A 26,970-nucleotide genomic window follows, 5' to 3' on the forward strand; every position below is an offset into this window, starting at 1 on the left:
GACAGCTAGCCTTCTGCCCGTCCCGCGCGCGCCCCGGACAGAAGAAACCAAGGCGCTCAAGCGTGCCCCAGAGTCGCCCGCCGGACGGGTAGGCGCAACCAGATTCAGAAAGACACATCGGAAAGGTGAGCCAATTTGCAAGTTGCATGAAGCGCGCTTCTCGCGCTTCATCGTCCGCCTCCGCTCGGGCGCGAGGGCGAGCGCCCGCCTCGCGCCGCCGGCCGCTGCCCGACCCATGGACGGCTCGAGGTGCTAGCATCGCCGCGCCGCGACGCGGCGGGACCGGGACGGGAGGCCGCAGGGCGGCAGGACGAGGCGCCGGGCCGCGGCGCGGCGGGACCAGGACGGGAGGCGGATGCGTTGTCTGGTGACTGGGGTGGCCGGGTTCATCGGCTCGCACCTCGCGGAGCGGCTGATCGAGCTCGGGCATGAGGTGCTCGGGGTGGACCGCTTCACCGAGTACTACGCCCGCGAGATCAAGGAGGGGAACCTGGGCCGGCTGCGCGGCGAGCCCCGCTTTTCGCTGGCGACGCTCGATCTCGCGACCGCCGACCTGCGCCCGCTGCTCGCGGGTCGCGAGGTGATCTTCCACCAGGCGGCGCAGGCCGGCGTGCGCCCGAGCTGGGGGCAGAGCTTCGAGGGCTACCTGCACGACAACGTGCTCGCGACGCAGCGGCTGCTGGAGGCGGCAAGGACGTACGGCCAGGTGCGCAAGCTCGTCTACGCCTCGTCCTCCTCCGTCTACGGCGACGCCGAGGATGTGCCCATGCACGAATCCAGCCGGACTGCACCGTACTCGCCGTATGGGGTGACCAAGCTCGCCGCCGAGCAGCTCTGCGAGCTGTACCGGCGCAACTTCGGCCTGCCGACGATCTCGCTCCGGTACTTCACGGTGTATGGCCCGAGGCAGCGCCCCGACATGGCGTTTCACCGGTTCATCTCGGCGGTGCTGAAGGGCGAGCCGGTCCGCGTGCACGGCGACGGCGAGCAGACGCGCGATTTCACCTACGTGAGCGACGCGGTGCAGGCCAACGTCGACGCCATGGAGGGCACCGCGGTCGGCGTGTTCAACATCGGCGGCGGCTCGCGGGTGAGCCTCAACGACGCGCTCAGGCTCCTCGGGGAGCTCGCGGGGCCCGTGCGCGTCGAGCGGGGAGAGCCGCAAGCCGGCGACGTCCGGCACACCCTGGCCGACACCGCGGCGGCGCGCGCGGCGCTGCGGTACGCGCCCCGGATGCCGCTGCGCGAGGGGCTCGCGGCCCAGGTGACCTGGCAGACGAGGATGCTCGGGCTCTCCCGGTAGCGGAGCGCCGCGCCCTCAGGCGGCGCGACGACGCGGGAAGCGCGGCGCGCGCCGACAGCCGTCTGCCGCAGCGGCGACGATCCCTGGAGGATCGCGCGATTCCGCTCCCACATAGCCGCCGTCACCTCGCGCCGCGCCGCTCGATCGTCGAACGACGGCACGGAACCGCGCGATCCCGGAACGATCTGCTATCCTCCGCCGCCGTGATTGTGGACCAGCCCCCCACACCTGCCCCCAACGAGGCTCCGGAGGACCGGGTGACGTTCGGGCTCTCCGCCTTCGAGCCTCGCCCGAGCCTGATGGCGCCCTCCATCGCGCCGGCCCCCCAGCCGGCGCCGCACGTCTCCGTGGTCGTCCCGGGGCTGAACGAGGCAGACAGCCTTGCCGAGCTCGCGCAGCGCGTGGATCAGGCCCTGAAAGGGCGCTTCACCTACGAGCTCATCTTCGTCGACGACGGGAGCACCGACGACACCTGGAACGTCATCTCCAGGATCCGCGCGGAGAACCCGGTCGTGAAGGGCATCCAGCTGCGGAAGAACTTCGGCAAGGCGACGGCGCTGACGGCCGGCTTCCGCAAGGCGCGGGGCGCCGTGGTCGTCACCATGGACGCCGATCTCCAGGACGATCCGGCCGATCTGCCGAGCTTCATCGCCAAGGTCGAGGAGGGGCTCGACGTCGTCGTCGGCTGGAAGGTCAACCGGCTCGACCCCAAGAACCGCCTCGTCCTGTCCCGCATCTTCAACGGGACGGTCCGCGCGGTCACGGGCGTGAAGCTCCACGACATGAACTGCGGCTTCAAGGCGTACCGGAGCGAGGTGCTGCGCACCATCCCCATCTACGGCGACCTCTTCCGGTTCATCCCGGCGCTCGCCGCGTGGCAGGGGTTCCGCGTCGCGGAGATCCCGGTGCGCCACCACGCCCGCAAGTACGGCAGCTCCCGCTACGGCCTGGAGCGCATCCTGCGCGGCTTCTTCGACCTCCTCAGCGTCATGTTCCTGACCCGCTACTCGAAGAAGCCGATGCACCTCTTCGGCCTCATCGGCCTCGTGTTCGCGGCGATCGGGGTGACCATCAACGCGTACCTGACGCTGCTCTGGTTCCTCGGGCACAAGATCGGCGATCGCCCGCTGCTCCTCCTCGGCGTGCTGATGATCCTCCTCGGCATCCAGTTCTTCTCGATGGGCTTCATCGGCGAGTTCCTCACCTTCCAGATGCAGCAGCGGCGGCACCAGGCGGAGGAGCTGCCCGTCCGCGAGGAGATCGAGTGATCTCCGCGCCCCGCGCCGCTCGGTCCGCGCTCCCCGCGCTCGGCGTCGCCTCCCGCCGGGTCCCCTGCCCCGCGGCGCGCTGAGCGCGCCGCGGGCCCCGCCGTCATGCGTCGCAACGCCCTGCGCGCGCTCATCCGCCTGGTCGGGCCGCTCCTGCTCGTGCTCGTCGTCCTGCGCATGGACGACCGGGACGCGGTGCTCGGCGCCGTCGCCGCGGCCTCGGCCGGCCCGCTCGCGCTCGCGGCGGCGCTCAACGTGCTCAACATCCACCTCAAGGTGGTCCGCTGGGACGCGCTGCTCCGCGCCCGGGACATCCGTTACCCGCTGCGCCGCGCGTGGAGCGCGTACCTCACGTCGCTCTACGTCGGCATGCTGACCCCGGGGCGGGTCGGCGACTTGCTCCGGATCCGCTACCTGCGCCACGACCTCGGCGTGCCCTACGCGGAGGGGCTGGCCACCGTCGTGATGGACAGGCTGTGCGACCTGTACGTGCTCGCGGCGTTCGTCGCCGTCGGCGTCGCCCGCTACAGCGCGGTCATCGCCGGCCAGCTGGCGTGGCTGACGTGGGGCGGCATCGCGCTCACGGTCCTCGCGCCGCTCGTGCTGCTCATCCCGGGGCTCGCCGAGCGGCTGCTGCTCGCGGTGTCGCGCAGGCTCGTGAAGGAGCCGGCGCAGGCCGCGGACTCCGGCGAGCCCGGCGCGGCGAGCCGCTTCCTCGTGGCCCTGCGCGCCCATGTCGGGCGCGGGCTCCTCTTCACGCTCCCGGTCACCGTGGCGACGTTCGTCGTCAACTTCGTGCAGGGCTACCTGATCGCGCGGGCGCTCGGCGTCCCGCTCTCGCTGTTCGACGTCACCTGCCTGCTCGCCATCGCGAACCTGCTCGGCCTCCTGCCGATCTCGATCGCCGGCGTCGGCGTGCGCGAGTTCTTCTTCGCCCTCGTGTTCCCGTCGCTCGGCTTCAGCGCCGAGCACGGCGTGAGCTTCGGCCTGCTCGTCTTCGCCGTCATCTACCTCGTCGTCGTCGCGCTCGGCTTCGTGAGCTGGCAGGTCGCCCCCCCGCCGACCGCCCCCGAGGCCTCGCCGGCCGGGACCGCGCAGCCCTGACGCGCTCCCGCCCGCCGGGGGCGCGCATCACCGGGCGGCGCCCGTCGAGATCACCGGCCGGCGCTCATCGAGAACTGCGTCTTCATCGTCATGGGCTCGAAGGGACGAACCCGCGCGGCGGCCGCGCGGAAGGCGTCGACCACGCACGCGCCGACCTCGGTCCCCTCGTAGGGCGCGCCGTCCAGCTGCACCGCGGCGTCGCCGCTCCGCAGGAAGGTCACGGTCACGGTCGCCTCGCCGGTCGGGCCGTCCGGCTGCCAGCAGCGCTGCGCGCGGCGGCCTCCGCGCTCGAGCGCCGCGGCCGCGTCCGTGGACAGGCGGAGGTGCTCCGAGAGGAGCCGGCTCGACCCGGGCTCGATCCCGTCGTGGGAGACCGACGACACCTCGACGAAGGCCGGGTACGAGGCGCTGCGGCTGGGGCAGTGCGAGGGGCGCACCATCGCGTAGCCGGTCGCGGTGGCGAAGCCGCACACCGCGAGGGCCACCAGGAGCGCGCGCTGCCCGCCGCTCCGTCCGTGCGGCCCGTCGAGCGGGCCTTCGTCGTCCGGTCCGCCGCGCAGGCGCTCGACCTCCGCGCGGATCTCGGCGATCTCCGCGTCCCGGGCGGCCAGCGCCGCGTCCCGCTCCTTCAGCTTGGCTTCGAGGGTTTCGATGCGCGCGCGAGCCGCATCGAGATGATCCCGGTAGTGCGACATGCCGCCATTCTACCGCGCCCCGCGCGCTCCGCCCTGCCCTTCCCGCGCCCCCCGCGCCGTTCCTTGACAGCGGGGGGTAGGGTCAAGTAGCCGAGACACCGCCTCATCCATGCTAGACGACCACCGCACCAGGCTGAACAGCGCGCTCGCGAAGCTCGACGGCGCCATCGAGCGGCTCGCGCGCGCCGCCTTGACCCTGGCGCCGTGGCCGATCCTCTACGGCATGAGCATCGCCGTGACGGCCTGGGTCCTCACCCACCCGGGCCGCCTGGCCCAGCTCGACACGAACAAGCTGACCGAGCTGGAGCGCCGCTGGATGGCCGGCGGCGCCGTCGTCGCGATCATCGGGGTCGGGCTCGCCTACTTCCTGGTGATGCTGGCCCGGCGGGCGCTGACCTCCTCGTGGGCGTTCGTGAACACGGTGGGCCGCCTCAACCGGGCCCTGGTCCCGCTGCTCGCGCTCCCGTTCGTCGCCGCGCTCAAGGTCCCGAACATCGAGAAGGACAGCCCGAAGACGGCGATCTTCTTCGCCGCCCTCGCCGCGGCGGCCGTCGGCGTGGGCCTCTACGCCTGGGGCCGCGGCACGCGCGGCGACGCGCCCGGGCTCGGCGACGCGCCCGGGCTCGGCGACGCGCGCGGGCTCGACGACGACCGCGCCGGCGCGCTCGCGAAGGCCGGGCGATGGCTCGCGCCGCTCGCCTTGGTCGCGCTGTGGGCGGGCTACGCCTTCTTCTTCTCCCGGCTCGCGATCACCAACCACCACGCGCTGCACACGCGGACGCCCGACCTCGGGTACTACGACAACATCTTCTACCAGTCGATCCACGGCCGGCCGCTCGGCTGCTCGTGGCTCCGGGCCGGCTATCACGGCTCCGCCCACTTCGACCCGATCCTCGTCCTGCTCTCGCCGCTCTACCTCATCTACCCGAGGGCGGAGTTCCTCCTCGTGCTCCAGTCCGTGTGGCTCGGCGCCGGCGTCGTGCCCGTGTACCTGCTCGCGCGCGACAAGCTCGAGCACCGCGGCAAGGCGCTGCTGCTCGCCGTCGTGTGGGCCATCTACCCGGCCCTGCACGGCGCGAACATGTACGAGTTCCACTCGCTCGCGCTGATCTCGCCGCTCGTCGTCTGGCTCCTCTACTTCTACGAGACCGGCAGGGACCGCATGTACTGGGTCACCCTCGCCGCGCTGCTGCTCTGCCGGGAGGACGTCTCCCTGCTGATGTGCTTCATCGGCCTCTACGCCATCTTCGACCGGCGCGCGGGCAGGACGCGCCTCGGATGGGTGACAATCGCGACGAGCCTCGTCTACTTCGTCATCGTCAAGCTGTTCTTCATGACGTCGGCCGGCATCATCATGTCGGGCAAGGACGCGTACTCGTTCGCTTACTACTACGAGGAGCTCATGCCGAACCGGAGCGGGCTCGGCGGCCTCCTCATCTCGCTCCTCACGAACCCCGTCTTCGCCCTCAAGGTCATGCTGGAGGAGCCGAAGATCCTCTTCCTGCTCCAGCTCTTCGTCCCCCTCTGCTTCCTGCCCTTCCTCGCGAAGCCCGGGCGCTGGATGCTCGCGTACGGGCTCCTGTTCTGCCTGCTCGCGTCGCGCGACGCGGTCTTCTCGATCCACTTCCAGTACTCGTCGATCCTCTTCCCCATCGCCTTCGTGCTGACGCCGATCGCGCTCAGGCGGGCCGAGGACTCCGCGTCGGCCGCCTACTTCGGGCTCGACGGGCGGCGCCTGTCGCGCGCGCTGCTCGCGGCGATGCTCGTGGCGAGCGCGCTCGTGTCGTGGAAGTTCGGCGGCCTCGTCGAGAACGCCTCGTTCCGGGGCGGCTTCTCCCGCGTGGCGCGCCGGCTGACGCCCGATCAGGAGGCGACCTACGCGTGGGTGCGGCAGCAGGTCGAGGCGATCCCGCCCGGCGCGGTCGTCGGCGCGACCAGCAAGATGGGGCCGCACGTGTCGAACCGGAAGGAAGCCTATTTCTATCCGGGGGACCGCGCCGCGCTCGTCCAGTACGTGCTGCTCGACGAGGGGGAGCTCAAGGCCAAGGACCAGGATCGCCACAACGCGGCGGTGAAGCGCGGCGAGCTCATGGAGGTCAGCCGGCTGAAGAAGATGGCGCTGTTCAAGCGCGTGAAGCCGGCGACGAAGGAGCCGCCGGGGCCGCCGCCGGCGGAAGAGCCCGGCGAGCCCACTACCCGCGAGCCGCGCCCGGAGCTACGAAAGCTGAAGAACAAGCCGGGCAGCCCGCCGCCCGACACCACCAGCACCGCGGAGCAAGATGAAGACCCTCCTCCTGGCCCATGACTTCGATGAGACCTCCGAGCTCGCCCTCGACACGGCGATCGAGCTCGCCCGCAAGCTCTCCGCGAAGATCGTCGTGGCGCACGTCTACAGCGTGCCCGTCTACAGCTTCCCGGAGGGCTCGTCGCTGATCCCCTCGGCGGAGGACGCCGCGCGCCTCGCCGAGGCGGCGCAGCGGAGCCTCGATCAGGTGCTCGAGCGCCGCCGCGCCACGCCCGACGTCGAGATCTCGGGCGTGCTCCGCGCCGGCGTCCCCGACGAGGAGATCTGCCGCCTCGCGGGCGAGATCGGCGCCGACATGATCGTGATCGGGACGCACGCGCGCGGCGCCTTCGCACGGGCCCTGATCGGCAGCGTCGCGCAGCGGGTGGTGCGCGCGGCGACCGTCCCCGTCCTGACGGTCCGCGGCCCGAAGCCCGAGAGCTGACGCGGCGCCGCCGGCACGTTGTCCGCATCACCAGGAATTTCCTGAGATGACCCTGGAAATTTCCTGATCCGCTGCCAAATGCGTCCAGCCGCAGGTACGAAACCTCGTTGAAACTTCGGGCACGTTACCCCCGTGCCATGAAGATCGACACTGGGGATACGGCCTGGCTCCTCGCATCAACAGCCCTCGTCCTTTTCATGACGCCGGGCCTTGCCCTGTTCTACGGCGGCATGGTGCGCCGCAAGAACGTGCTCGCGACGCTCATGCACTCGTTCGCCGCGCTCGCGGTGATCTCGGTGCAGTGGGTGGCGATCGGGTACTCGCTCGCGTTCGGCACGTCGCAGGGCGGGCTCATCGGCGGGCTCGATTATGTCGGGATGCGCGGGCTCGCGGGGGTGGAGCGGGGCACCGTGCCGCACCTCGCGTTCGCGGCGTTCCAGATGATGTTCGCGGTGATCACGCCCGCGCTCATCGCGGGGGCGTTCGCGGAGCGCATGCGGTTCCCGGCGTACCTGGTCTTCATCCTGCTCTGGTCGACGCTCGTCTATGATCCGGTCGCCCACTGGGTGTGGGCCGAGAAGGGCTGGCTCTTCGAGATGGGGGCGCTCGACTTCGCGGGCGGCACCGTGGTGCACCTCGCGGCGGGCATCTCGGCGCTGGTGTGCGCGGTCGTGCTGGGCCGGCGATCGGGGTACCCGCACGAGCGGCACGTGCCGCACAACCTGACGATGACCCTGACGGGCACGGGCATCCTCTGGTTCGGCTGGTTCGGCTTCAACGCCGGCAGCGCGCTCACCTCGGGCGGGCTCGCCGCGCTGGCGATGCTCGACACGCACCTCGCGGCGGCGGCGGGCGGCGCGGCGTGGCTCTTCGTGGAGTGGGCGCAGCGGGGCAAGCCGACCGCGCTCGGCGTCGCCTCCGGCATCGTGGCCGGGCTCGTCGGCATCACGCCGGCGGCCGGGTTCGTGGCGCCGTGGGCCGCCGTCGTGATCGGCCTGCTCGCGGGCGTTGTCTGCTACTTCGCGGTCGTCTCGAAGGAGCGCCTCCGCTACGACGACTCGCTCGACGCGTTCGGCGTGCACGGCGTGGGCGGGCTCCTCGGCGCGGTCCTCACCGGCGTCTTCGCCGAGAAGGCCCTGAACGAGGCCGGCCGCGACGGCGTGATCGCCGGCAACCCCGGCCAGATGGTCCCGCAGCTCGCCGGCATCATCGCCGTCGGGCTGTACGCCGCGATCGCGACCTTCCTGCTCCTCAAGCTGGTCGACAAGCTGATCGGCCTCCGCGTGGCCGAGAGCGACGAGCGCGAGGGCCTCGACGCCACCGAGCACGGCGAGACCGGCTACGCGCTGTAGCGACACGGCGGGCAACCCCGGTCCCCAGGTCGATTATCAGGGCTCCGGCCGCGTTCGCCCTCCTGGTAAGGAGGGGTACGCGCGGTCCGGGGCGCCGTCGTAGTTGCCTCCACCCGGGCGCACCGCTAGAGCGACAGACGGTTCGAACCGCCAGGGCGTCAAGAGCGCCAAGAGACGTCGAACATCTCTTGGCGCTCTCGGCGTCCTGGCGGTTTCTCTCTTCGAACCGATCGGTGCTCCAGCTTGCGCCGAACCTTTCCCCTGGGCGCGCGCCGCGCGCGAGCGCCCCGTCATCACGGAGCAGACAGGCATGAGCGGCCATTCAAAGTGGGCCACCATCAAGCGGAAGAAGGGCGCGCTCGACGCGAAGCGCGGCAAGCTCTTCACGAAGCTCATCAAGGAGATCACCGTCGCGTCGCGCATGGGCGGCGGGGACCCGAACGGCAACCCGCGCCTCCGCAAGGCGGTCAACGACGCCAAGGGCCAGGCGATGCCCGCCGACACGATCAAGCGCGCCATCCAGCGCGGCACCGGCGAGATCGAGGGCGCGAACTACGAGGAGATCCTCTACGAAGGCACGGGCCCCGGCGGCACGCTCTTCCTCTGCGAGGCGATGACCGACAACCGGAACCGCACCGTCGCCGAGATCCGGAAGATCTTCGAGAAGAACAACGGGCAGCTCGGCGCCGGCGGCTCCGCGCAGTGGGCCTTCGAGCGCAAGGGGATCATCCTCATCGCGAAGGACGGGGCGACCGAGGATCAGCTCATGGACATCGCCGTCGGCGCGGGCGCCGATGACTACAGCGACCAGGGAGAGGACTGGCAGGTGCTCTCCAGCGTCGACGTGATGGACACGGTCGTGAAGGCCCTCGAGGACGCGAAGATCGCGGTGAAGTCGAACACCGCAGGCTACGTCCCCAAGAACAAGAAAGAGGTCGCGGGCCGCGACGCCGAGGTCTGCCTCAACCTCGTCGACTCGCTCGACGACCACGACGACGTGCAGAACGTCTACGCCGACTTCGACGTCCCCGACGAGGAGCTCGCGAAGCTCGAGGGCTGACGCGCGGCGCCGGGGCAGGCCCCCGCGCGTCGCCGCCGGCGGCCGCCCGGCGCCACCGTCAGGGGCGCCAGATCGGGAAGCTCACGATCGCCCACGAGAAGAACGCGTGGGCGAAGAGCGCCGGGGGCAGCCGCCCGGTCCGGTGCACCACGCGACCCCACACGATCGAGCAGCCGAAGCCCGCCGCGACGAGCAGCGGGTTCGGCCCGGCGACCGGATCGGCGAGCAGGAAGAGCGTGGGGAGGTGCGCGACGGCGAAGAGCACGCTCGACAGCAGCCAGGCGGCCCCCTGGCCGAGCGGCCCCTCGAGCGCGCGCATCACGAGGCCGCGCCACACGAGCTCCTCGAGCGCGGCCACGACGAACACCAGCGCGCCGACGAACACGCGCGCGTCGGCCGACGGGTCGCCGAGCTGGAGGTACAGGCGGAGGAGCCACGCCTCGCGCGGCGAGCCCCGCGGGGCGATCGCCATCTGCACCGCCATGGAGACGCCGTAGAGCGCCGCCGCGACGAGCGCGCCGCGCGCGAGGTCGCCCGACAGCGGGCGGAGCGCGGCGCGGAGCTCGCCGCGGCGGCGGAGCCACATCACCGTGGCCGCGCCGAGGACAGCGTAGGGCGCGCCGACCGCCGCGAGCATGCCGGCCGCGCCCGCGCGCTCCGGGGCGAACGCGATCGAGACGGCGACCGCGACGACGGCGGTGACCGTGGCGGCGACGAGCGCGGCCTCGCGGCGCGAGGCGCGCGGCGGCTCGCGCGGATCGGTCGACCGCGGATCCTGCGAAGAGGCCGGGGCAGGCGGCGGGGGCGCCGACGGAGGGGCGGCGGCGTCGACGGGGATCATCGCGCGCACATCCGGCAGACCCGGTCGAGGATGCGGTCCGCGAGCACGGGCTTGGGCAAGACGCCGAGGGCGTCGGCGGCGTCGCGGGTCACGAGCGTCGCGCGGTTGTCGTCCCGGCCGAACGAGTCCGCCGCGTGGTTGGCGACGATCATGTCGACGCGCTTGCTCGCGAGCTTGTGCCGGGCATAGGCGATCACCCCCTCGTCCGCGGCGGTCTCGACGGCGAACCCGACGAGCACCGGCGGCCGCGATCCGTCGGGCGGCGCCGCGCCGGCGAGGCCGGCGCGCGCGGCGCCGACCTCGGCGAGCAGATCGGGGTTCGGCACGAGCGGCAGCGTGGCGAGATCGGGGGTGCGCTTCAGCTTGGTCGCGTGCTGCTCGGCGGGCCGGTAGTCGGACACGGCGGCCGTCATGACCAGCGCGTCCGCGCCGCGCAGATCCTCGCCGAGCGCCTCCCAGAGCGCGGCGCGCATCGAGAGCGCGCCGCGCACGTCGACGCGCCGCGCGCCCGCCGGCGTGGAGAGCGACACGGGGCCGGCGATGAGCGTGACGTCCGCGCCGCGGGCTGCGGCCCGCTCGGCGACGGCGAAGCCCATCTTGCCGGTCGACCGGTTGCCGAGGAAGCGCACGGGATCGAGGTCCTCGAGCGTCGGGCCCGCGGTGACGACGACGCGGAGCCCCGCGAGATCGCGCGGGGCGAGCTGCGCGAAGGCCGCGGCCGCGATCGCCGCGGGATCGGCCATGCGACCGAGGCCGCGCTCGCCGGAGGCGACCTCGCCGAAGACGGGGCCCACGAGCTCGACGCGGCCGTCGGCCGCGAGCGCGGCGACGTTCCGCGCCGTCGCGGGGTGAGCCCACATGCGGGGGTGCATCGCGGGCGCGGCGAGCACCGGCCCCTTCGCGCACAGGGCGAGCGCCGTCACGAGGTCGTCGGCGCGCCCCGCGGCGAGGCGGGCGAGCAGGTCGGCGGTCGCGGGCACGAGGAGCACGAGATCCGCCTCGGCGGCGAGCGCGACGTGCAGCTCGCCCGCGAAGCCCGGGTCCCACATCGTGTCGCGCACCGGCTCGCCGCAGAGCCCGCTCAGCGTCATCGGCCCCAGGAACTGCTGCGCGGCGCGGGTCATGATCGGCAGCACGCGCGCGCCGCCCTGGATCAGGAGACGGGCGACCTCGGCGGCCTTGTAGGCGGCGATGCTGCCGGAGACGGCGAGCGCGACGGTCGGCCGCGCGCCGGCGGAGGCGCGGCCGGCGGCCGGCGGCGCGGGGGCGCTCGGGGGAGACGCACGGCCCGGAGAGGGCGCGGGAGAGGACGGCGTTCGGCCGGACATGGCGCAAGAGCCAGCGTGGGTCGGGGATCCGGGAGCCAACGTGGGTCGGGGATCCGGCGCCCACCCTGGCACGAAAACGGGCAGCCGTACACGCTGCGCCGCGGCCGGATGCTAGCCTCGGGAGGTGCGCTCCTCCGATCGGCTGCGCGGCCGCTCCCAGGCGGGCTCCGAGCAGCTCGTCACCGTGGCGACCTACAGCGAGTCCGTCGAGGCGCAGATGGGGCGCTCGGCGCTGACCGCGCACGGCGTCCGCGCCTTCATCGCCGATGAGCACGTGGCGACGCTGACCCCTCATTACATCGGCAGATCCCTCGGGATCCGGCTCCAGGTGCCGCGCGCGGACCTGGAGCGGGCGGCCGAGATCCTGAGACCGCCGGCCGTCGACGACGATGGCGAGCTCGACGACGACGAGGCCGAGCTCGACGGGCCGAAGTGCCCGGCGTGCGAGGCGCGCTACGCTTACCGCGAGTGGGCGCCCGGCCAGGTCCTCGTCATCATCGCGCTGCTCGGGTTGCCGCTCCTCGTGCTGAAGAAGCGATGGCACTGCCGCAAGTGCGACGCGTACTGGGCGCCGGCGCCGGCCGCGCCGAGGGCCGGGAACCCCTACCGGGCGCCGCGCGGGGCGGCGCTGCGGGCGAAGAGCTAGCGCCGCTCGCGCGGCGCCTCCGGCGCTGACGCGCGGAGACGGCGGCCAGAGGCGCGCTGAAGGGACCGGCGACGGGCGATCTTCGCCCGCTCATCAGCCGTCCTCGGCCTTGTCCTCGCCCTTGTTCCGGCGCCGCTTCTTGCTCTTGCCGTCGTCCTTCGTCTCGTCGGCCGCGGGGCCTCTCTGGCCACGAGACTCTCGCCGCGCCTTGCCGTCGGGCGCAGGCTCGCTCGCGCGCTGCACGATGTCGGCGCCCTCGGCGGGCGGGGCGTCCTCGCCGCGCGAGCGGCCGCTTTCCCTGTCCCTCTCCGAGTCGCCGCGCTCGTCCTTCTTCTCGTCCTTGGCGCGGAAGGTGCCGAACCCCGCGCGGTCGGTCCAGCCGCGCTCACCGGTGAGACCCGGCTCGCGGCTCTCGACCGTGCCGCCGCCCGGCTCGGGGCCGGTCGCGCCGGGCGTGCGGACGTCCGGGCCCTGCGTGACGACGAGGTACTCGTCCGCCACGTACTCGGGGTGATTGTCGTCGGCCGCCTTGAACTCCGGATCGCGCGGGCCGCTCCCGACATGGATGATCTGCGTGGTCGGCGGGTAGCTGTCGCTCCACTTCTCCCGCACCGCATAGGCGCCGTCGCGCACGACCCGCGAGCTCGTCGTCCTGAAGCCGGGGATGCCGCGCTGAGCCAGCACCCGTGTGCCGTCAGGCAGCTTCGGCGTCGGTCGCTCGAGCTCCTCGAACGGGATGACCGCGTCGACGCGGCGAAAGTACGTGACCGTGAGCTTGCGTGAGGGCCCGAGGATCTCGGCGCGCACGACGCCGCCCGACACCGTCTCGTGGAGCACGATCGGGAAGTCGAACGGGTTCCTGAAGCGGTAGTTGATCGTCGGATAGACGACGGTCGCGTCGAGGCCGAGCTTGATGTAGTAGCTCGGGCGGGAGTGCGGGTAGCGCTCGACGATCTCGAGCCCCGCGAAGAACGCGGCGCCGTGGAGCGTGCCCGAGATCTGGCACGTCCCGCCGCCGAGCCCGTCGACGAGCTCGCCTTGCGCGATGACGGGCGCGACGCGGTACCCGTGCGCCTCGTCGCGCGGGCCGACCGTCTCGTTGAAGTCGAAGATCTCCCCCGGCATGACGACGACGCCGTCGAGCTTCGAGGCGGCGAGCCTGAGGTTGTACGTCCTCTCCTTGGACTTCGCCCCGGTCGCGTAGCGCGTCTCGAAATAGCCGAGCACCTGATCGAACTTGACGTTGCCGAGCTGCTCGGCGACGAGCTTCGGCGCGATCGTCTCGACGCTCGCCAGCGCCGTGTCCTCGCCGGCCCGCAGGGCAGCGTCGATGCGCGCGAGCGTGCCGTAGACGTCCAGCCGATATCCGATCTTCTCGGGCTTGAGCTGCCGCGCCTCGAGATCGACATAGGCGTCGACCGCCGGCGCGTCGAGCTCGACCTTCAGATCGAGCAGCATGCTGATCGCCCGCTCGGAGTCGAGCAGGAGCGGGATCGGGATGTCGAGCGGGGCGTCCTCGTCCTTCCGCTCGTGCGCGCGGCGGAGCGCGCTCTCGGGGCGGAGCGCCTCGCGGATGAACTCGGCGAGGCGGACCCGGTTGATCTCGACGCCGAGGTCGTTGCGGCGGAGCGCGCGCGCAGAGCCGTCGGGGAGCACGATCCGGATCTCCCCGGTGGCGTAGCGGCGCACGAGGTCGAGCGCGTTCGCCACGACGTCGCCGCCCGTCGGCACCGGCACCTGCGCCACGCGGAGCACCGGCGGCGGCTTGGGGCCGTCGTCCGGCGGCGGCGGCAGCACGAGGTACGTGATGACGAGGCCGCTCGTGACGAAGACCGCCACCAGCGCGGCGAACCGCCAGAGCTCCGGCGAGCGGCGAAGATCCATGCGAGGGCGGCCATCTTGAAAAGCCTTCCCCGAACCGTCAAGCAAACGCCGCCGCGGAGGGCGGCGCGGGCGAGCGGCTGCGAGCGCGCGAGGCGGCTACGGGCCGGCGCTGCGGGGGCGGCGCGGCGCCTTCGCAGCGGCCGACGCGGCGCGCGCGGCCCTGAGGAGCGGCTCCTTGATCGAGCCCGCCCTCGGCGCGAGCTCCGAGCCCCGCGGGTGCGACGCGCCCCGGCGCATCGACGACCCGAGCAGGTACGCGCCCGCGAGCGCCGCGAGGACCGCGAGGCAGACCGCGGCGACGGGGACGACCCAGCGCCGCGCCCGGCCCACGGGCGGCGACGAGACCTGCGGCGCGCTCGCGTCGCGCTCGACGATCGCGCGCCCGGGACGGGGGGCCGCCTGCGGCGAGCTCGGCTGGGGAGGCGGCTCGTCGTGGTCGATCGAGCGCTCGCGCGCGATCTGCATGGCCTCCTGGATCGCGACGCGCCGCCGCTCGCCGCGCGGGCCGAGCATCTGCTGCATCAGCGTGGCGAGCTCATCGCTCGTGGCGAGCGGCGTCGCCGGCGACACCTGCTCGATGGCGCGGCGCAGGTCGGCCATCGTGGCGAAGCGCTCGTCCCTCGGCTTCGCGAGCGCCCTCATGATGATGCGGTCGATGTTCTCAGGGAGCGAGGGGACGAGGGTCCGCGCCGGCTCGGCCGCGGCCTTGTCGCAGATGCGGCGCACCGTCGCGGGCTCGTTCTCGGCGAGGAAGGGGTGCTTGCCCGTGACGAGCTGGTAGAAGACGATCCCGAGCGTGAACACGTCGGTGCGCCGATCGATCGGCTCGCTGCCCGCCTGCTCCGGCGACATGTACGCGAACTTGCCCTTCACCTGCCCGACCTGGGTGCGCTGCAGGTTCGAGGCGGCCTTGGCGACGCCGAAGTCGAGGATCTTCACCGTCCCGTCGTAGCCGACCAGGATGTTTTGCGGCGAGACGTCGCGGTGGACGAGGCCGACGAGCTTGCCGTCGCGGCCGCGCAGCTCGTGCGCCGCGTGCAGGCCGAGGGCCGCCTCGCCCACGATGCGCAGCGCGACGGGGAGCGGCACGCCGCCGCGCGCCTTGCTCTCCCGCAGAACCAGGTTGAGCGGCTCACCGTCGATGAGCTCCATCACCTGATAAAGGACGCCGTCCTCCTCGCCCACATCGATGGTCTCGGCGACGTTCGGGTGGTGGATCTGCGAGACCAGGGTGGCCTCATCCAGGAACATCGCCTCGAAGTCCGGGTCGTCGCTCAGCTCGGCGCGCAGCAGCTTGACGGCGACGATCCTCGGCAGCTGGCCGCTCGTCCGAGCGGCCCACACCGAGGCCATGCCCCCGAGCGCAATCGGGACGAGGAGCTCATAGCGACCGAGCGTATGGCCAGCGCGTACTTCTCCCATGGTGCTCACGTGCCGCTAACCCCGGCGAAGGCGGCAACCCCCCCGGGAATCGGGCCCGCCGAGCGCGGCCTCCATGAGATCGGGTCCGCAAGAAGCGCTCGGTGTGCCGGGTGATGCTCTTGATCGACGATCGACAGCGGGCGCCAGGCTCGCGGCCGGGCGCCCGCTCTCCGGAGCGTCGCAGAGAACGACCTGGCGCTCAACCGGGAACGTTATTCAGCAAGAGCGTTATAATTCACCGGTCCGCCCCGGATCGGCGGGACCGCTCGCGCTCACCGCGCGAGCCCCGGGGGCCGGAGGGCGCGCCGCCTCCCTCGGCCGGCGCATCGGGCTGCGGGACCTCGGGAGACGGGATGACCTTGCGCAGCGCGGACAGGTGGCGCTTGGTGACGCCTGTCACCGCCAGGATCTGCGCGTCCGTCGCGCGACGCACTGCCTCCAGCGAGCCGAGCTCCCGGAGGAGCGCCGTCCTCACGGCGCTGCCGAGGCCCGGGATGTCCTCGATCTCGGAGCGGAGGCGCCGCGCCTTGCCGAGCCGCTTGCGTGCGTGGTTTGCGAAGCGGTGCGCTTCATCTCGGGCGCGCGCGAGGAAGAAGAGGGCGGAGCTCGTGGAGCGGAGCGGGATACCGTTCTTCTGGCCGGGCAGATAGACGCGGTCGACGAGCTTCTCGCCGGCCTGCGTCTCCCGCTCCTTCGCGAGGCCCACGATCGGGAGGCCGTGGAGGCCGAGATCGCGCGCCGCCGACAGCGCGACCTGGAGCTGCCCGCGGCCGCCATCGACCACGAGCAGATCCGGCAGATCCCACTCGGCTCCGCCGGACTGCGCGCTCTTCGGCGCCTCCTCTGCGGAGGCCGCGGCCTGCCGCGCCGCGGTCGCGGGCACCTCGGCAGTCTCCGACTCCGCCGGCGCGTCGCTCGCTGCCACCAGGCCAATTTCCTCGTCAGCCACGTCGCTCTCGGCCTCGTCGCTCTCTGCGAGATCGCTCTCGGCCTCGTCGCTCTCTGCGAGATCGCTCTCGGCCTCGTCGCTCTCTGCGAGATCGCTCTCGGCCTCGTCGCTCTCTGCGAGATCGCTCTCGGCCTCGTCGAGCTCGGGCACCTCGCGCGCTGTCGTGTCGCGCTCTGCCGCGTCACTCTCTGTCGCGTCGCGCTCTGCCTGCTCGCGCTCTCCCTCGTCACCCGCCGCCGCCTCGGAGGTGCCGAGCGCGGCCGCCTCGCTGTCTGCGGCGGGCTGCGGGCTCGCCGGCCGAGCGGACTTGCCGCGGCGGAACCGGCGCGCGAGCACCTCGTACATGGCGGCGTAGTCGTCGCCGTCGGCCACGCTCTTCACGTTGAAGCTGCGGTAGCGCTTCTTGTCAGGCTGGCCGTCGAGGAGCGCCACGATCGATCCCACGGTGTCGCCCCCGCCGAGATGAGAGATGTCGCAGCACTCGATGCGACGCGGGAGCGTCGGGAGGCGGAGGCGTTCCCTGAGCTCCTCGAGACGGGCCTCGAGATCGTCGGAGCTCCTCTGCTTTTCCCGGAACGCGTGAGCTGCGTTCTCGCTCGCCATCTTGAGCAGATCGACGCGGGGCCCGCGCTGAGGCGCGAAGAGCGCCACCTTGCGGCCGCGCCGATCGCTGAGCCACTCCGCGACGCCCTCTGCGCCGTCGGGCAACACCGGCACGAGGACCTCATCGGGGATCGTGGTGGACGCGACGCCATAGTACTCGTTCAGGAAACCGCCGAGCACCTCGTCGTCCGGCAGCTCCATGTTGCGGAGCGAGAAGGACAGCGTGTCTGTCACGCGCCCCTGGCGCACCAGGATCACCTCGACCTCCACCAGCGTCCCCTCGCGGTAGATGCCCACGACGTCTTGATCGACGTCCTTCACATAGACGACGCGCTGGGCCTCCCGCACCGCCTCGACTGCCCGGAGCTGATCGCGGTAGATGGCGGCGCGCTCGAACTCGAGCTCCCGCGACGCGTCCCGCATTCGCGCGGTGAGCTCGCCCGTGAGCTCGTCGTGGCGGCCTTCGAGGAAGAGCGCGACCGAGCGGACCATCTCCGTATAGAGCTCCCGGTCCACATCCATCACGCAGGGCGCGAGGCAACGCTTGATCTGGTACTGCAGGCAGGGGCGGCGGCGCGACGCCATCTCGGCATCGGAGCAGGTGCGGAGCTGGAAGTGCTTGTTGACCAGGTGGAGCGTCCGCCGCGCGCTCGTCGCCGAGTGGTACGGACCGAAATACCTGGCCTTGTCCGGGGCGGGACGGCGGACCGTCTCGAGCATCGGCCACTCCTTCTGGGGGTCGAGCTTGAGGCAGAGGAAGTCCTTGTCGTCGCGCAGCTTGACGTTGAAGCGGGGCTTGTGCTGCTTGACGAGCTCGTTCTCGAGTACGGCCGCTTCCTTCTCGGTGGCGGTCACCACCGTCTCCAGATCGGCCACGATTTTCCGGAGTATCGGGATGAAGTAGCGGGCGTCGCTCCCGCTCTCCTGAAAGTAGCTGCGGACGCGGGAGCGCAGGCTCTTCGCCTTGCCGACGTAGACGACGGCGCCGGTCTTGTCGATGAACAGGTAGCAGCCCGGCTTCGTCGGGAGCGACGCGAGCTTGGCTGCGACGAGGGCTTCGGGATCCTGCTTGGCGCTCGGGTTGACCACGGCCGGAACGATCTAGAAGTCGCGCGCGCCGGCAGCAAGCGCCCCGATCACGGCCCGTCGACGCAGAGGGCAGACGCGGCCGGCGCCGGCGCTCCTTCACGGATGTGGCGGCGCCGCTCGCCGCCAGGGCAGAGGCGGAACGCCCAGGTCGAGATCTCGGGCATGTCGCTCGACGCGGAGACGCGACGAGCGGGACTCGCCCCTGGCGAGCTCGCCCGCCGTCGCGGCGTCCGAGGCGATCACCGGACGCAGGTTGGACTCGTCCCTCCACGCGGCGCGCGGAGGCGCGGCGCGCTGCGCTCGTGAGCCGCGCTGCGCTCGTGACCAGCGCTCGTCACGACATCGAGGTGTGGCGAGAACGGCGCGGGCGCGCCAACGCGTCAACGTGCGAGCGCGCGAGCGCGCGAAGCAGCGGTGGGCAGCGCGAGGGTGCGCCGCCGAGATCATCGAGCTCCACTGGCGCACGCGCGCCCGCGAGGCGCAGCGCGGTTTTCTCCGAGAGGAGCGAGACCAGGGGTGCGGTGTCGCGCGGCCGGGCGTCGTGGTCTCGTGAGCGACCGCTTCTTCGCCTCGGTCGCAATCCGGCGCCGACTCCTCGTCGCGGCATCGCGCCCAGTCCGTCTGGAGCTTCTTGGCCATGAGAAAGGTCGCCCGCTGGAGAGCGACGTTGCCCATGCCGGCCGCCGGTGCCCCGCTTGTCCTCGCCGTAGCTGCGGTTCGGGTTCTCCCCGCTAGCCACTTTCAGCCCGCCGGGCGCCACGGTGACGAGCATCTGGCTGGGAACCGGCCGGACCTCCATCGTTACCTCGCACCCTCTAATCAGGTTGCCTGAACCCGAAAGGACTTGTATGGTCGTAACACCACCAGCGACTGCCCGTTCGATACCCGGGTCCTGTGGCCAGAAGGCATCGGCGAACTGAGCCTGCGGCGCACCGGCCCCGTATCTGGTTCCCGTTCGCTGCCGTTCGCTCCCGTCCAGGTGGGCCACCGCGCCTGGTGTCGGGTAGACCCCGAGGTGGGAGTGCGCGTCGAACAGCCGAGGAGTGACGAACTGTCCAGCAGCGTCCACCACCACCGCCCCGCTCGGGGGATCGATGTCGCCTCCGGCGGCCGCGGCGAGCTTCGCCCGTGGGCGCGAGCCGCGGACGAGCGTCACCCCCGTGCCCAGCAGGAGTGTCACCGCCCGAATCAGGATCGGCGGCTGAGCAGGAACGGCGGCCTCGCGACCTCCCGGCCTGCTTCCGGCCTGGCAGAGCGGCGGCCGGAGCTCGGGCGCGACGAAGGGTTTGGGAGACACCCCCGGAGGCTGGGCAGCTCCAGCACAGCCGCAAAAAGATGCAGCCAGGCCCAAGGCGATGTGGCCTGCGGGGTGCAATGTGTCTCGGCGCGGAAGGACTGGGCGCGGAAGGACTGGGCGCGGACGCCTCGGTCCGTCGCGCCAATCGGCCAAGCGGATGTCCTGGCAGGTGGGTGCGGCAGCCCTCATGATCCGAACAGCGCCGGAGGGCGGAGCGGCGGCCGACACGTTGCGGTCGATCCCGGGGAGCACCTCGGCGAGGAGACGAAAGCTCGGGCATACGGATACACCGCCGGGGCATGGCGGAATGCAGAAGTGAAAGGCTCGCGCCGCCGGCCCAGCCCACGGGGGGCGGACCGGAACGACGACCTCGGCCATGACACCTTTCCTCATCGGGGCCGACTCGCCGGGGGAGCCAGGCTCCTCCACGCGCCCCCGGGTCAGGCGCGCGGCTCGGCCTGGGCGCGCTGCGGCGCTTGTGTCCGGAGCACAGGAAAGCAAATCTTCGTGGGAATGTCGCTGGCTTCCCTCGGTTACGGGGCTGGCCGCGGCGCGCGGCATCAAGGGGCCGCAGAGCCGCGCAGAGCGGAGCACGGCGCTGTCCATCGCACCCCCTCCTGGGTTGGGCAGAGCCTGGCTTCGCGGCGCGAAGCCACCTGGCCTGACGGCGCCGAGCTTAACCACCGCGCCTGGCTGGGCCGGGCATGGCCGCGGGCCTGGCTTCGCGGAGCGGAGCCACAGGCAGTGGCGGCTCGAGTCCGGCTCGACCGGTCGCCCCAGCAGACCATGACCCGACGAGAGCTCGCGAGCGCGGGTTCCCGACGCATGGTGAGAGGACACCTCTCGAATTATTTTCAAGCATGACGCTGATCAGCAGTTGACAACTCTAGCTATTCATGGGACGCGAGATCCAATGAGCAACGTCGAACAAGAAATCAAAAGCCACGTTGATGCATTTGTCTCCCAGCTGAGCGGACTTGTCCGCAAAGCGGCTCTCGAGGCTGTCGCCGACGCGCTGCGGGGGGAGGGCCAGCCGGCCGCCGCCGCCGCCGCGCCGCGCAAAGCAGGTCGGGCCAAGGCGGCTCCTCAGCAGCCTGTGGAGGTCAAGAAGGCCGCGGGTCGCCCTGCGCGCGCCGCGAAGCCGACCCGCAAGAAGGGCGAGAAGCGCTCGAAGGAAGAGCTCGCCGCCATGACGCAGAAGGTCCTGGAGCACATCCGGGCCAACAGCGGCCAGGGCGTGGAGCAGATCGCCAAGGATCTGGGCACCACCACCAAGGAGCTGACCCTCCCGATCCGGAAGCTGCTCGTCGAGAAGAAGATCACGTCGAAGGGTGAGAAGCGGGCTACCAAGTACTTTTCCCGCTAGAGCCGGCGCCGCCTCCCCCCCGGCGGGTACGGCCGCGCCAACCGAGGTCGACGTCCAGCCCCCCCCGCCCAGCAGGGGAGAGCGAGGCGCGCCAGGCGCCTTCCAGGCAGGCGCGGATACGTCGCACATCGGAGCGGAGCAAGCTCCGCTGCCGTACACGCCTCAGGATACCCCTCAGGCAGACTTCTCCAGCAATGTCTCCTCCGCGTGACGCGGTGGAGACATCAGCTCGCGCGGCCCGTTGGCCTCTTCCCGTTCGCTGCTGAGCGACTCGATCCCGACGACAGGGCGCCGGCTGCTCCTGAGGGTCTCTGGGCACACAGGTCTGCTCCGGCGCCCAGGACGCGCCTCACCGAGCCGCTCGCCCGTGCTCCTGTCGTCGTCGGCTCGGCAGGACGAGCGGCGTCATGTACCCCATAGCCCCCAACATCTCGTGGGCTGACATCCAGGAACCACCACATCTAGTCTCGCCGTGCCGTGGCGGGGGCGGGAACGCCAACTTGGCAGAGCACGTTCGACGCTGAGCGAGCGTGGCTGCCGTGAGCGCCTGGCTCGCGCCGTGTCCACCCGGCGTGTCCTCAGAGCGGTTGGGCGCTCGACGCTGCGCGCTCAGTCCGGCCTGGAGTCCAACGCACCTCCGCGGACATCGGAACAGGCCGCCCCAGGCGGATATTGCTGGTCGGCCATGTCGGCGAGCCGGACATCTCCGAGGTGCCCCAGGGGAGTCTCCAACGAGATCCTCGAGGGCACTCAGCCTCTTCATGAAGTGGGGAGCGCAGACAGCCGGGTCCGTCGCCCGAGCCCTCGTGGGCCAAGCACGGTGCATGCCATCATCGACTCGCTCCGCCGATAGCGCGGCTTGTCGACTCATGAGGCCCCGCGAGACCGGATCGTTGCTACGCTGGACAGGTTCTGACCATCCGTGGTGCTCAACCACAGGGCAACACCCTCGGTAGAGCCCGCACGCTGGGTTTGCGGTCCGGAAGACGGCCGCCGAGGGCTTCGCGCTGGAGCGGTCCGATCAGAGCCCGAGGAAGCGCGACTTGGGTTCAGCGCTGGGCGCGGGTCCCGACGATGAGGACATTCGAGAACGGCGTTTTCCCCCAGGCCGGCCTGGTTTCGCAGGAGAAGCCGAGCTGCTCGAGGAGCGCCACGATCTCCCGGGCAGGGCGGAAGCGCACGCGCTCGCCCCGGTTGAAACGGAGCGCGGTGAAGATGCGCTCCTCGAGGAGGGTGATCGAGCTCCTCAAGCCGCGCTCGGTGTCCGCCTCGCGGACGAGCAGGCGCCCTCCCGGGCGAACCGCGATCGCCGCCCGCCGCAGGATCGCGTCCTGCTCCTCCACGCGGAAGTAGTGGAGCAGGTCGATGAGCAGCACCGTGTCTGCCTCTCCCAGCTCCGCGTCGCGCGCGTCGGCACACCAGAACTCCGCCGGCAACGCGGGCGCCGCGTGGGCAGCGCGCGCGTGGTCGGACGAGCCGGGCGAGCCGGATGACCGCGGCGGCGCTGCGCCGCTCGCGCGGACGGCGTCCTCTATCTTGGCTCGGTCCCAGTCGAACCCGCGCACGCGCGCGGCCCTGTCCAGCTCGAGCAGGAGAATCGGGAGCTGGCCAGCCCCGGTCCCCATGTCGAGGACCTCGCCCAGCGCGCGGGGGCGGTCGCCGGCGATGTCAGCAATCAGCCGCGCGACCGGATCGCCGAGGAGCTTGAAGCGAACATAGTGAAACCGGGTGCGCTGCGCCGGCGTGGCGGCGTCAGGCGGGCTGTACCTCGCGGCGACCCGCTCGACCGCGTGGACCCACGGCGGCGCGCTCTCGGGGAGCCGATAGGGCTCGATCTTGCTGCCCTGCAGCGAGGGGGCGCGGCGCCGCTTCAGCGCGATCACGGCGAAGATCAGGCCGCCGCCGAGCGCGGCGAGCGCGATCCCGACCACGGGCGCGCCGAGGAACATGTACTCGGGAAAATCGGACAGTGCTTGCGCCCAGCTCATCTTCTCGTGGAGGCGCAGCCAGCTCCCCGTGCGGAGGTACGCCCCGACCTGGACCTCGGCCGTGAGCAGCGCTGGCGCGAACAAGGGGTTGGAGATGTTCGCAGCGACCCAGGCAATCGCTGCATCCAGACGGAACCACAGGCAGAGGAGGAGCACGAGCGGCGTGTGGCAACCGAAGATCGGCTGCGAGCCGATGAACAGCCCGATCGCCACGGCCACGGCCGTCCGCCCGGCGGACAGCTCGCTGCCACGGAGCTCACGCCACGCGCGGCGCGCCTCCTCCCGGAGCGGAGAGTATTTCGCCAACGTTCAGGATCTGCCTTCCCGTGAAGCGTGCTCCGTATCATCGGCTGCGTCGGCTGTCGTCGTGGACAGGAGGTCGGTCACCTCCGTGGGCGTCGCCTCGTCGAGCGCTTGCCATGTCGCGCCCCTCTCCGTGGACGGCGGCGTCGACTCGCGCGGCGCGGCGTCCTTGGCGCGCGCGTTCCGCCGCGCCTCCACCATGCGAAGGTACATCTTCGCCGTCATGTTGTCGGGATCGATCGCGAGCGCCTCGCGCCACTCGGCGATCGCCTGATCGGACGCGCCGAGGGAGTGCAGCGCGACGCCGAGGAGCACGCGGGCAGGCGCGTACTTCGGGTTCGCGTCGCGCGCCGCCACGTAGTGCTCGCGGGCGAGCGCCAGATTGCCAGCGTCGCGGTACATCGTCCCGAGGCGCAGCTGGAGATCCGTGAACGTCGGGCACAGCGCCACGGCCCGCTTGAGCTCGGCGATCGCCTCCTGCACGCACCCCACGTCGGCATAGGCCTGGGCGAGGTCGGCGTGCATGTTGGCGATCTTGCCGCGCGCGAACGGATCGAGGACGCCGCCCTCGCCTTCCCCTCGGCGGATGCGGGAATAGACCTGTCGCGCGGCCTCGTATTTGCCGAGGTCGTTGTAGGTGACGGCGAGGTTCAGCAGCGCTTCCGTGTAGTGCTCGTTCAACTGCACCGCGCGCTCGAAGTGGGCCTCGGCCGCGAGGAAGTCCCCTCGCTCGTGGAGGATGACACCGAGCATGTTAAAGACGTCGGCGAATCGGTCGGTCTTCTCGAGGATCTGCCGCAGAGCATGCTCGGCGAGATCGTACTCGCGCCGTTCGTAGTGCTCCCTGCCGAGAACCAGAAGCTGCTTCAGCCGGTCGTCCATGAGGACCGTCAGCTTACGCGACCGGCGTACGACGCGGTCCGTCTTCCGCGCAACTCTTGCGGGGTTCCGGGTTCACGCGGTTGCAACCCCGGCGATGCCTTGGTACGCACGTCGGCGTGCCGAGTGCAGTACCCCAGAACCCGCTCGAGGCATCCGGGGCACCGGACGCCGCGGAGCGCTCCGAGGAGCGTGACGGAGCCGACAGGAGCGCGGCGGAGCCCGGCGCCGCCGCCTCGCAGGACGCGCCGCGCGCGGACATCGAGCGCAGCAACGCCGTCGACGACGTGATGGACGACGCGCCCGACGCGTCCAGCCGTCCCGCCACGCCGCCGCTCGCCGCGCCGGTGCCGAGCCCTCGCCGCGGCGAGAGGTCGCCGGCCGCCCCCTGGGCGCGGAGCGGCGATCCGCGCGGGCGCGCGGCGCTGACCCGGGCGCAGCTCCCTCCTCCTTCTTCTCGCGGGCGCGCGTCGGCGCCCTGGCTGCGCGGCGGCGATCCGCGCGCGCAGCCCCCGCGGACGCCGTCGCTCGTCGACGGTCCCTACGCGGGCCCCGGCTCGGTCGACGGTCCGCGCCTGCCCCCTGGACTCGGCCGGCCCCCGGCGGGGCCGCACCTCTCGCCGCGCATGACCGCGGTCTTCGGCGGCATCTTCGGCCTCGCGACGCTCACCTCGCTGATCGCGCTGCTGATCCAGGGCGTCCCGGTGCGCGACGAGCGCACGCTGGTCGCGACCAGCCCGGCGAGCTCGGCCGCCGAGGAGGCCGGGAAGCTTCCCTCGTCGCCCGAGGTGAAGGCCAAGAAGCGCACCCCCGTGCCTGGACCTTGGCGCGTCTCCGAGCTCGCGAAGGATCCATCCGTGATCCTGGCGAGCGACGTGATGGACCGCCGCTCGTTCATCACGGCCCTCGCCGACAAGGGCGTCCCGAAGGCGCAGGTCTACCGGATCATGAAGGCCTTCGACGGGCTGCGGAAGTTCGACAAGTGCGGCCGCAAGGACCGGTACACGGTCGCGATGGACCGGTCCACGCGCCGCGTCCGCGCCTTCGAGTACGAGGTCTCGGCGAGCGAGATCTACCAGGCGAGGGAGGACGGGGCCGGGCTGCTCGCGGGCACCACGCTCGACATGAAGATCGCCGAGGAGGAGGTCGTCGCGGCCTTCTACGTCGGCAAGGACCTGACCAGCGCGTACCAGGCCGGCGGCCTGGAGCCCGGCGTGCTCGACGTGATCGACGATGCGCTCAGCGGGCGCATGTCGACGGAGAGCTTCGAGGAAGGGAGCACCGTCCGGCTGATCGCCATGGAGGAGACGGCGCTCGGGATGTTCTCCCGGTACAAGAAGATCATCGCGCTCGAGTACCGGCCCGCGGATCCGGCCGAGAAGCCGGTGCGCATCTACGATTTCAAGGGGCAGGAGGCCCGCGGCTACTTCGATGAGCGCGGTCGGCAACCCTACGCGGGCGGCTGGCGCTCGCCGGTCCCGGGCGCGCCCGTGACGTCGAAGTTCAACCCGCAGCGGATGCACCCGGTGCTGAAGAAGAGGATGCCCCACAACGGGACGGACCTCGGCGCGCCGACCGGGACGCCGGTGTACGCGGCGTACCGCGGGGTGGTCGAGTGGGTCGGCCCTGCGGGTCCGAGCGGCAATCTCGTCACGGTCTCGCACCCGAACGGCATCACCACGGGCTATGCCCACCTGTCGAGGTATGCCCCCGGCATCAAGACCGGGATGAAGGTGGGCACCCACCAGCTCGTCGGCTACGTGGGTTCGACAGGCCGCTCGACGGGCCCGCACCTCCACTTCACCGCCAAGAAGGACGGCAAGTACTTCGACGCCGAGACGCTCCAGTTCGACGGGGAGCGCGTGATGCCCGGCATCGATCGCGCGGCGTTCGCCGCGACGAAGGAGGCGCTCGACAAGCGGCTCGACGCGATCCCGCTGCCCGAGCCGCCGCCCGAGCCGGTGAAGCCCGAGGCCGCGGAGCCGAGCGCGCCGCCGCCCGCGGCGGCCGGCAGCGACGCCACGGTATCTGCCGCGCCCGCGGTAGGCCCGAGCGGACCGACCGAGCCCGAAGCGCAGCCGCCCCAGGGCGCCGGGGACGATGAGGGCGAGCTCATCGAAGGCCCCGATCTCAAGAACCCACCGGAAACGATGTGACACCGAGCGGGCCGAGAGGTCCGCTCGAAGGAGTCTGGAGCGCGAGGACGCCGAGGCACCAGCCTTCGCGTTGCCGGCCTCTCTGCGGACGCCCGGCGCCTCGAAGACGTCACAAAATCAGCCCTCCGCGCCTCCGGTCTGCGCGCAGGCGTCAGTCGCACCAAGAGCATCGAGGCCTCGGCCTTCGCGCCTCCGGTCTGTGTGCAGACGCCAGATGAACAAAAACAGCGAGGACGCCGAGGGCTGACCCCTCGCGTCCTCGCTGTCCTTGCCATGGCGTCCGCCCCGCGGGGCAGCAGCCGCGACGGCTAGCGCTTCGAGTACTGGAAGCGCTTGCGGGCGCCGGGCTGGCCGTACTTCTTGCGCTCCTTCTTGCGCGCGTCGCGCGTGAGGAAGCCAGCGCGCTTCAGCGACGACCTGCGCTCCGGATCGAGCTCGCACAGGGCGCGCGCGATGCCGTGCCGCATCGCCTCGGCCTGCGCGCTGTGGCCGCCACCGACCACGGTCGCGTTGACGTCGAACTGCTCGAGCAGCTCGAGCAGCTCCAGCGACTGCCTCATCACCATCCGCGAGGTCTCGCGGACGAAGTACTCGTCTGCGGGCCTCTTGTTCACCTTGATGTTGCCGGTGCCCGGCGAGAGGAAGACGCGCGCGACCGCGGTCTTACGCTTCCCAGTGGCGTACGTTCTCGTTTCCGTCATGGCTTTG

At 71.7% G+C, this 26,970-nt stretch carries 19 protein-coding genes; 10 read left to right on the plus strand and 9 right to left on the minus strand.

Features of this window, described 5'->3' with window-relative positions; translation table 11 throughout:
• Window positions 1-355: 355 nt before the first annotated feature.
• From WME76_RS34765 to WME76_RS34775, 3 genes are all read left to right on the plus strand, one after another.
• Window positions 356-1,303 carry an NAD-dependent epimerase/dehydratase family protein gene (locus WME76_RS34765; protein WP_437956500.1) on the plus strand — a complete coding sequence of 316 codons (948 nt, stop codon included), beginning with the start codon at window positions 356-358 and terminating at the stop codon, window positions 1,301-1,303.
• A 203-nt stretch (window positions 1,304-1,506) separates the two neighbouring features.
• Window positions 1,507-2,571, plus strand: coding sequence for a glycosyltransferase family 2 protein (locus WME76_RS34770; RefSeq protein WP_433929787.1), 1,065 nt, complete (start codon window positions 1,507-1,509; stop codon window positions 2,569-2,571).
• A gap of 105 nt (window positions 2,572-2,676) precedes the next feature.
• The gene (locus tag WME76_RS34775) at window positions 2,677-3,675 is read left to right on the plus strand and encodes a lysylphosphatidylglycerol synthase transmembrane domain-containing protein (protein WP_433929789.1); all 999 of its coding nucleotides are present in this window, start codon (window positions 2,677-2,679) and stop codon (window positions 3,673-3,675) included.
• 50 nt (window positions 3,676-3,725) lie between these two features.
• Here the strand turns inward: WME76_RS34775 and WME76_RS34780 are convergent, their stop codons facing one another.
• Window positions 3,726-4,370, minus strand: coding sequence for a hypothetical protein (locus WME76_RS34780; RefSeq protein ID WP_437956501.1), 645 nt, complete (start codon window positions 4,368-4,370; stop codon window positions 3,726-3,728).
• Between the two features lie 109 nt (window positions 4,371-4,479).
• Between WME76_RS34780 and WME76_RS34785 the strand changes: the two genes are divergently transcribed.
• From WME76_RS34785 to WME76_RS34800, 4 genes are all read left to right on the plus strand, one after another.
• Window positions 4,480-6,675, plus strand: coding sequence for a DUF2079 domain-containing protein (locus WME76_RS34785; RefSeq protein WP_437956502.1), 2,196 nt, complete (start codon window positions 4,480-4,482; stop codon window positions 6,673-6,675).
• Window positions 6,650-7,099 carry a universal stress protein gene (locus tag WME76_RS34790; protein WP_437956503.1) on the plus strand — a complete coding sequence of 150 codons (450 nt, stop codon included), beginning with the start codon at window positions 6,650-6,652 and terminating at the stop codon, window positions 7,097-7,099. Before WME76_RS34785 ends, WME76_RS34790 begins: the two co-directional genes overlap by 26 nt.
• 137 nt (window positions 7,100-7,236) lie before the next feature.
• The gene (locus WME76_RS34795) at window positions 7,237-8,451 is read left to right on the plus strand and encodes an ammonium transporter (RefSeq protein ID WP_433929795.1); all 1,215 of its coding nucleotides are present in this window, start codon (window positions 7,237-7,239) and stop codon (window positions 8,449-8,451) included.
• A gap of 310 nt (window positions 8,452-8,761) precedes the next feature.
• Window positions 8,762-9,511 carry a YebC/PmpR family DNA-binding transcriptional regulator gene (locus tag WME76_RS34800; protein WP_437956504.1) on the plus strand — a complete coding sequence of 250 codons (750 nt, stop codon included), beginning with the start codon at window positions 8,762-8,764 and terminating at the stop codon, window positions 9,509-9,511.
• A gap of 58 nt (window positions 9,512-9,569) precedes the next feature.
• Here WME76_RS34800 and WME76_RS34805 read toward each other — a convergent pair whose 3' ends face one another.
• Both WME76_RS34805 and coaBC read right to left on the minus strand, forming a co-directional pair.
• The gene (locus WME76_RS34805; RefSeq protein WP_437956505.1) at window positions 9,570-10,352 is read right to left on the minus strand and encodes a CPBP family intramembrane glutamic endopeptidase; all 783 of its coding nucleotides are present in this window, start codon (window positions 10,350-10,352) and stop codon (window positions 9,570-9,572) included.
• On the minus strand, window positions 10,349-11,680 hold the full coding sequence (coaBC, locus tag WME76_RS34810; protein WP_437956506.1) for a bifunctional phosphopantothenoylcysteine decarboxylase/phosphopantothenate--cysteine ligase CoaBC: 1,332 nt from the start codon (window positions 11,678-11,680) through the stop codon (window positions 10,349-10,351). The genes WME76_RS34805 and coaBC overlap by 4 nt, the downstream gene beginning before the upstream one ends.
• Before the next feature lie 124 nt (window positions 11,681-11,804).
• On the opposite strand from coaBC, the gene WME76_RS34815 reads away from it, so the two are divergent.
• Entirely contained in the window at window positions 11,805-12,326 is a 522-nt protein-coding gene (locus tag WME76_RS34815) for a putative signal transducing protein (protein WP_437956507.1), read from the plus strand.
• Between the two features lie 93 nt (window positions 12,327-12,419).
• Here WME76_RS34815 and WME76_RS34820 read toward each other — a convergent pair whose 3' ends face one another.
• The 3 genes from WME76_RS34820 to uvrC form a co-directional block, all read right to left on the minus strand.
• On the minus strand, window positions 12,420-14,210 hold the full coding sequence (locus WME76_RS34820; protein ID WP_437956508.1) for a VanW family protein: 1,791 nt from the start codon (window positions 14,208-14,210) through the stop codon (window positions 12,420-12,422).
• A 96-nt stretch (window positions 14,211-14,306) separates the two neighbouring features.
• Window positions 14,307-15,632, minus strand: a complete 1,326-nt coding sequence (locus WME76_RS34825; protein ID WP_437956509.1) for a serine/threonine-protein kinase — start codon at window positions 15,630-15,632, stop codon at window positions 14,307-14,309.
• Window positions 15,633-15,867: 235 nt separating this feature from the next.
• On the minus strand, window positions 15,868-18,273 hold the full coding sequence (uvrC, locus tag WME76_RS34830; protein WP_437956510.1) for an excinuclease ABC subunit UvrC: 2,406 nt from the start codon (window positions 18,271-18,273) through the stop codon (window positions 15,868-15,870).
• Between the two features lie 2,210 nt (window positions 18,274-20,483).
• Between uvrC and WME76_RS34835 the strand changes: the two genes are divergently transcribed.
• On the plus strand, window positions 20,484-20,936 hold the full coding sequence (locus WME76_RS34835) for a hypothetical protein (protein ID WP_061610070.1): 453 nt from the start codon (window positions 20,484-20,486) through the stop codon (window positions 20,934-20,936).
• 1,049 nt (window positions 20,937-21,985) lie between these two features.
• On the opposite strand, the gene WME76_RS34840 is transcribed toward WME76_RS34835, so the two are convergent.
• On the minus strand, window positions 21,986-23,230 hold the full coding sequence (locus WME76_RS34840; protein ID WP_437956511.1) for a DUF2062 domain-containing protein: 1,245 nt from the start codon (window positions 23,228-23,230) through the stop codon (window positions 21,986-21,988).
• Window positions 23,231-23,233: 3 nt separating this feature from the next.
• Window positions 23,234-24,109 carry a tetratricopeptide repeat protein gene (locus tag WME76_RS34845; RefSeq protein WP_433929809.1) on the minus strand — a complete coding sequence of 292 codons (876 nt, stop codon included), beginning with the start codon at window positions 24,107-24,109 and terminating at the stop codon, window positions 23,234-23,236.
• A gap of 116 nt (window positions 24,110-24,225) precedes the next feature.
• On the opposite strand from WME76_RS34845, the gene WME76_RS34850 reads away from it, so the two are divergent.
• On the plus strand, window positions 24,226-26,262 hold the full coding sequence (locus WME76_RS34850; RefSeq protein WP_437956512.1) for a peptidoglycan DD-metalloendopeptidase family protein: 2,037 nt from the start codon (window positions 24,226-24,228) through the stop codon (window positions 26,260-26,262).
• Window positions 26,263-26,570: 308 nt separating this feature from the next.
• Here the strand turns inward: WME76_RS34850 and rpsI are convergent, their stop codons facing one another.
• On the minus strand, window positions 26,571-26,963 hold the full coding sequence (gene rpsI / locus WME76_RS34855) for a 30S ribosomal protein S9 (protein WP_020740460.1): 393 nt from the start codon (window positions 26,961-26,963) through the stop codon (window positions 26,571-26,573).
• Between the last annotated feature and the right edge of the window lie 7 nt (window positions 26,964-26,970).

The sequence above is a fragment of the Sorangium sp. So ce119 genome (assembly GCF_051524405.1).
GTDB lineage: Bacteria > Myxococcota_A > Polyangia > Polyangiales > Polyangiaceae > Sorangium > Sorangium cellulosum_G.

Coding starts and splice junctions, on each gene's coding strand:
- WME76_RS34765 (WP_437956500.1), top strand. CDS start 356: ATGCGTTGTCTGGTGACTGGGGTGGCCGGGTTCATCGGCTCGCACCTC.
- WME76_RS34775 (WP_433929789.1), top strand. CDS start 2,677: ATGCGTCGCAACGCCCTGCGCGCGCTCATCCGCCTGGTCGGGCCGCTC.
- WME76_RS34780 (WP_437956501.1), bottom strand. CDS start 4,370: ATGTCGCACTACCGGGATCATCTCGATGCGGCTCGCGCGCGCATCGAA.
- WME76_RS34785 (WP_437956502.1), top strand. CDS start 4,480: ATGCTAGACGACCACCGCACCAGGCTGAACAGCGCGCTCGCGAAGCTC.
- WME76_RS34790 (WP_437956503.1), top strand. CDS start 6,650: ATGAAGACCCTCCTCCTGGCCCATGACTTCGATGAGACCTCCGAGCTC.
- WME76_RS34795 (WP_433929795.1), top strand. CDS start 7,237: ATGAAGATCGACACTGGGGATACGGCCTGGCTCCTCGCATCAACAGCC.
- WME76_RS34800 (WP_437956504.1), top strand. CDS start 8,762: ATGAGCGGCCATTCAAAGTGGGCCACCATCAAGCGGAAGAAGGGCGCG.
- WME76_RS34805 (WP_437956505.1), bottom strand. CDS start 10,352: ATGATCCCCGTCGACGCCGCCGCCCCTCCGTCGGCGCCCCCGCCGCCT.
- coaBC (WP_437956506.1), bottom strand. CDS start 11,680: ATGTCCGGCCGAACGCCGTCCTCTCCCGCGCCCTCTCCGGGCCGTGCG.
- WME76_RS34820 (WP_437956508.1), bottom strand. CDS start 14,210: ATGGATCTTCGCCGCTCGCCGGAGCTCTGGCGGTTCGCCGCGCTGGTG.
- WME76_RS34825 (WP_437956509.1), bottom strand. CDS start 15,632: ATGGGAGAAGTACGCGCTGGCCATACGCTCGGTCGCTATGAGCTCCTC.
- WME76_RS34835 (WP_061610070.1), top strand. CDS start 20,484: ATGAGCAACGTCGAACAAGAAATCAAAAGCCACGTTGATGCATTTGTC.
- WME76_RS34845 (WP_433929809.1), bottom strand. CDS start 24,109: ATGGACGACCGGCTGAAGCAGCTTCTGGTTCTCGGCAGGGAGCACTAC.
- rpsI (WP_020740460.1), bottom strand. CDS start 26,963: ATGACGGAAACGAGAACGTACGCCACTGGGAAGCGTAAGACCGCGGTC.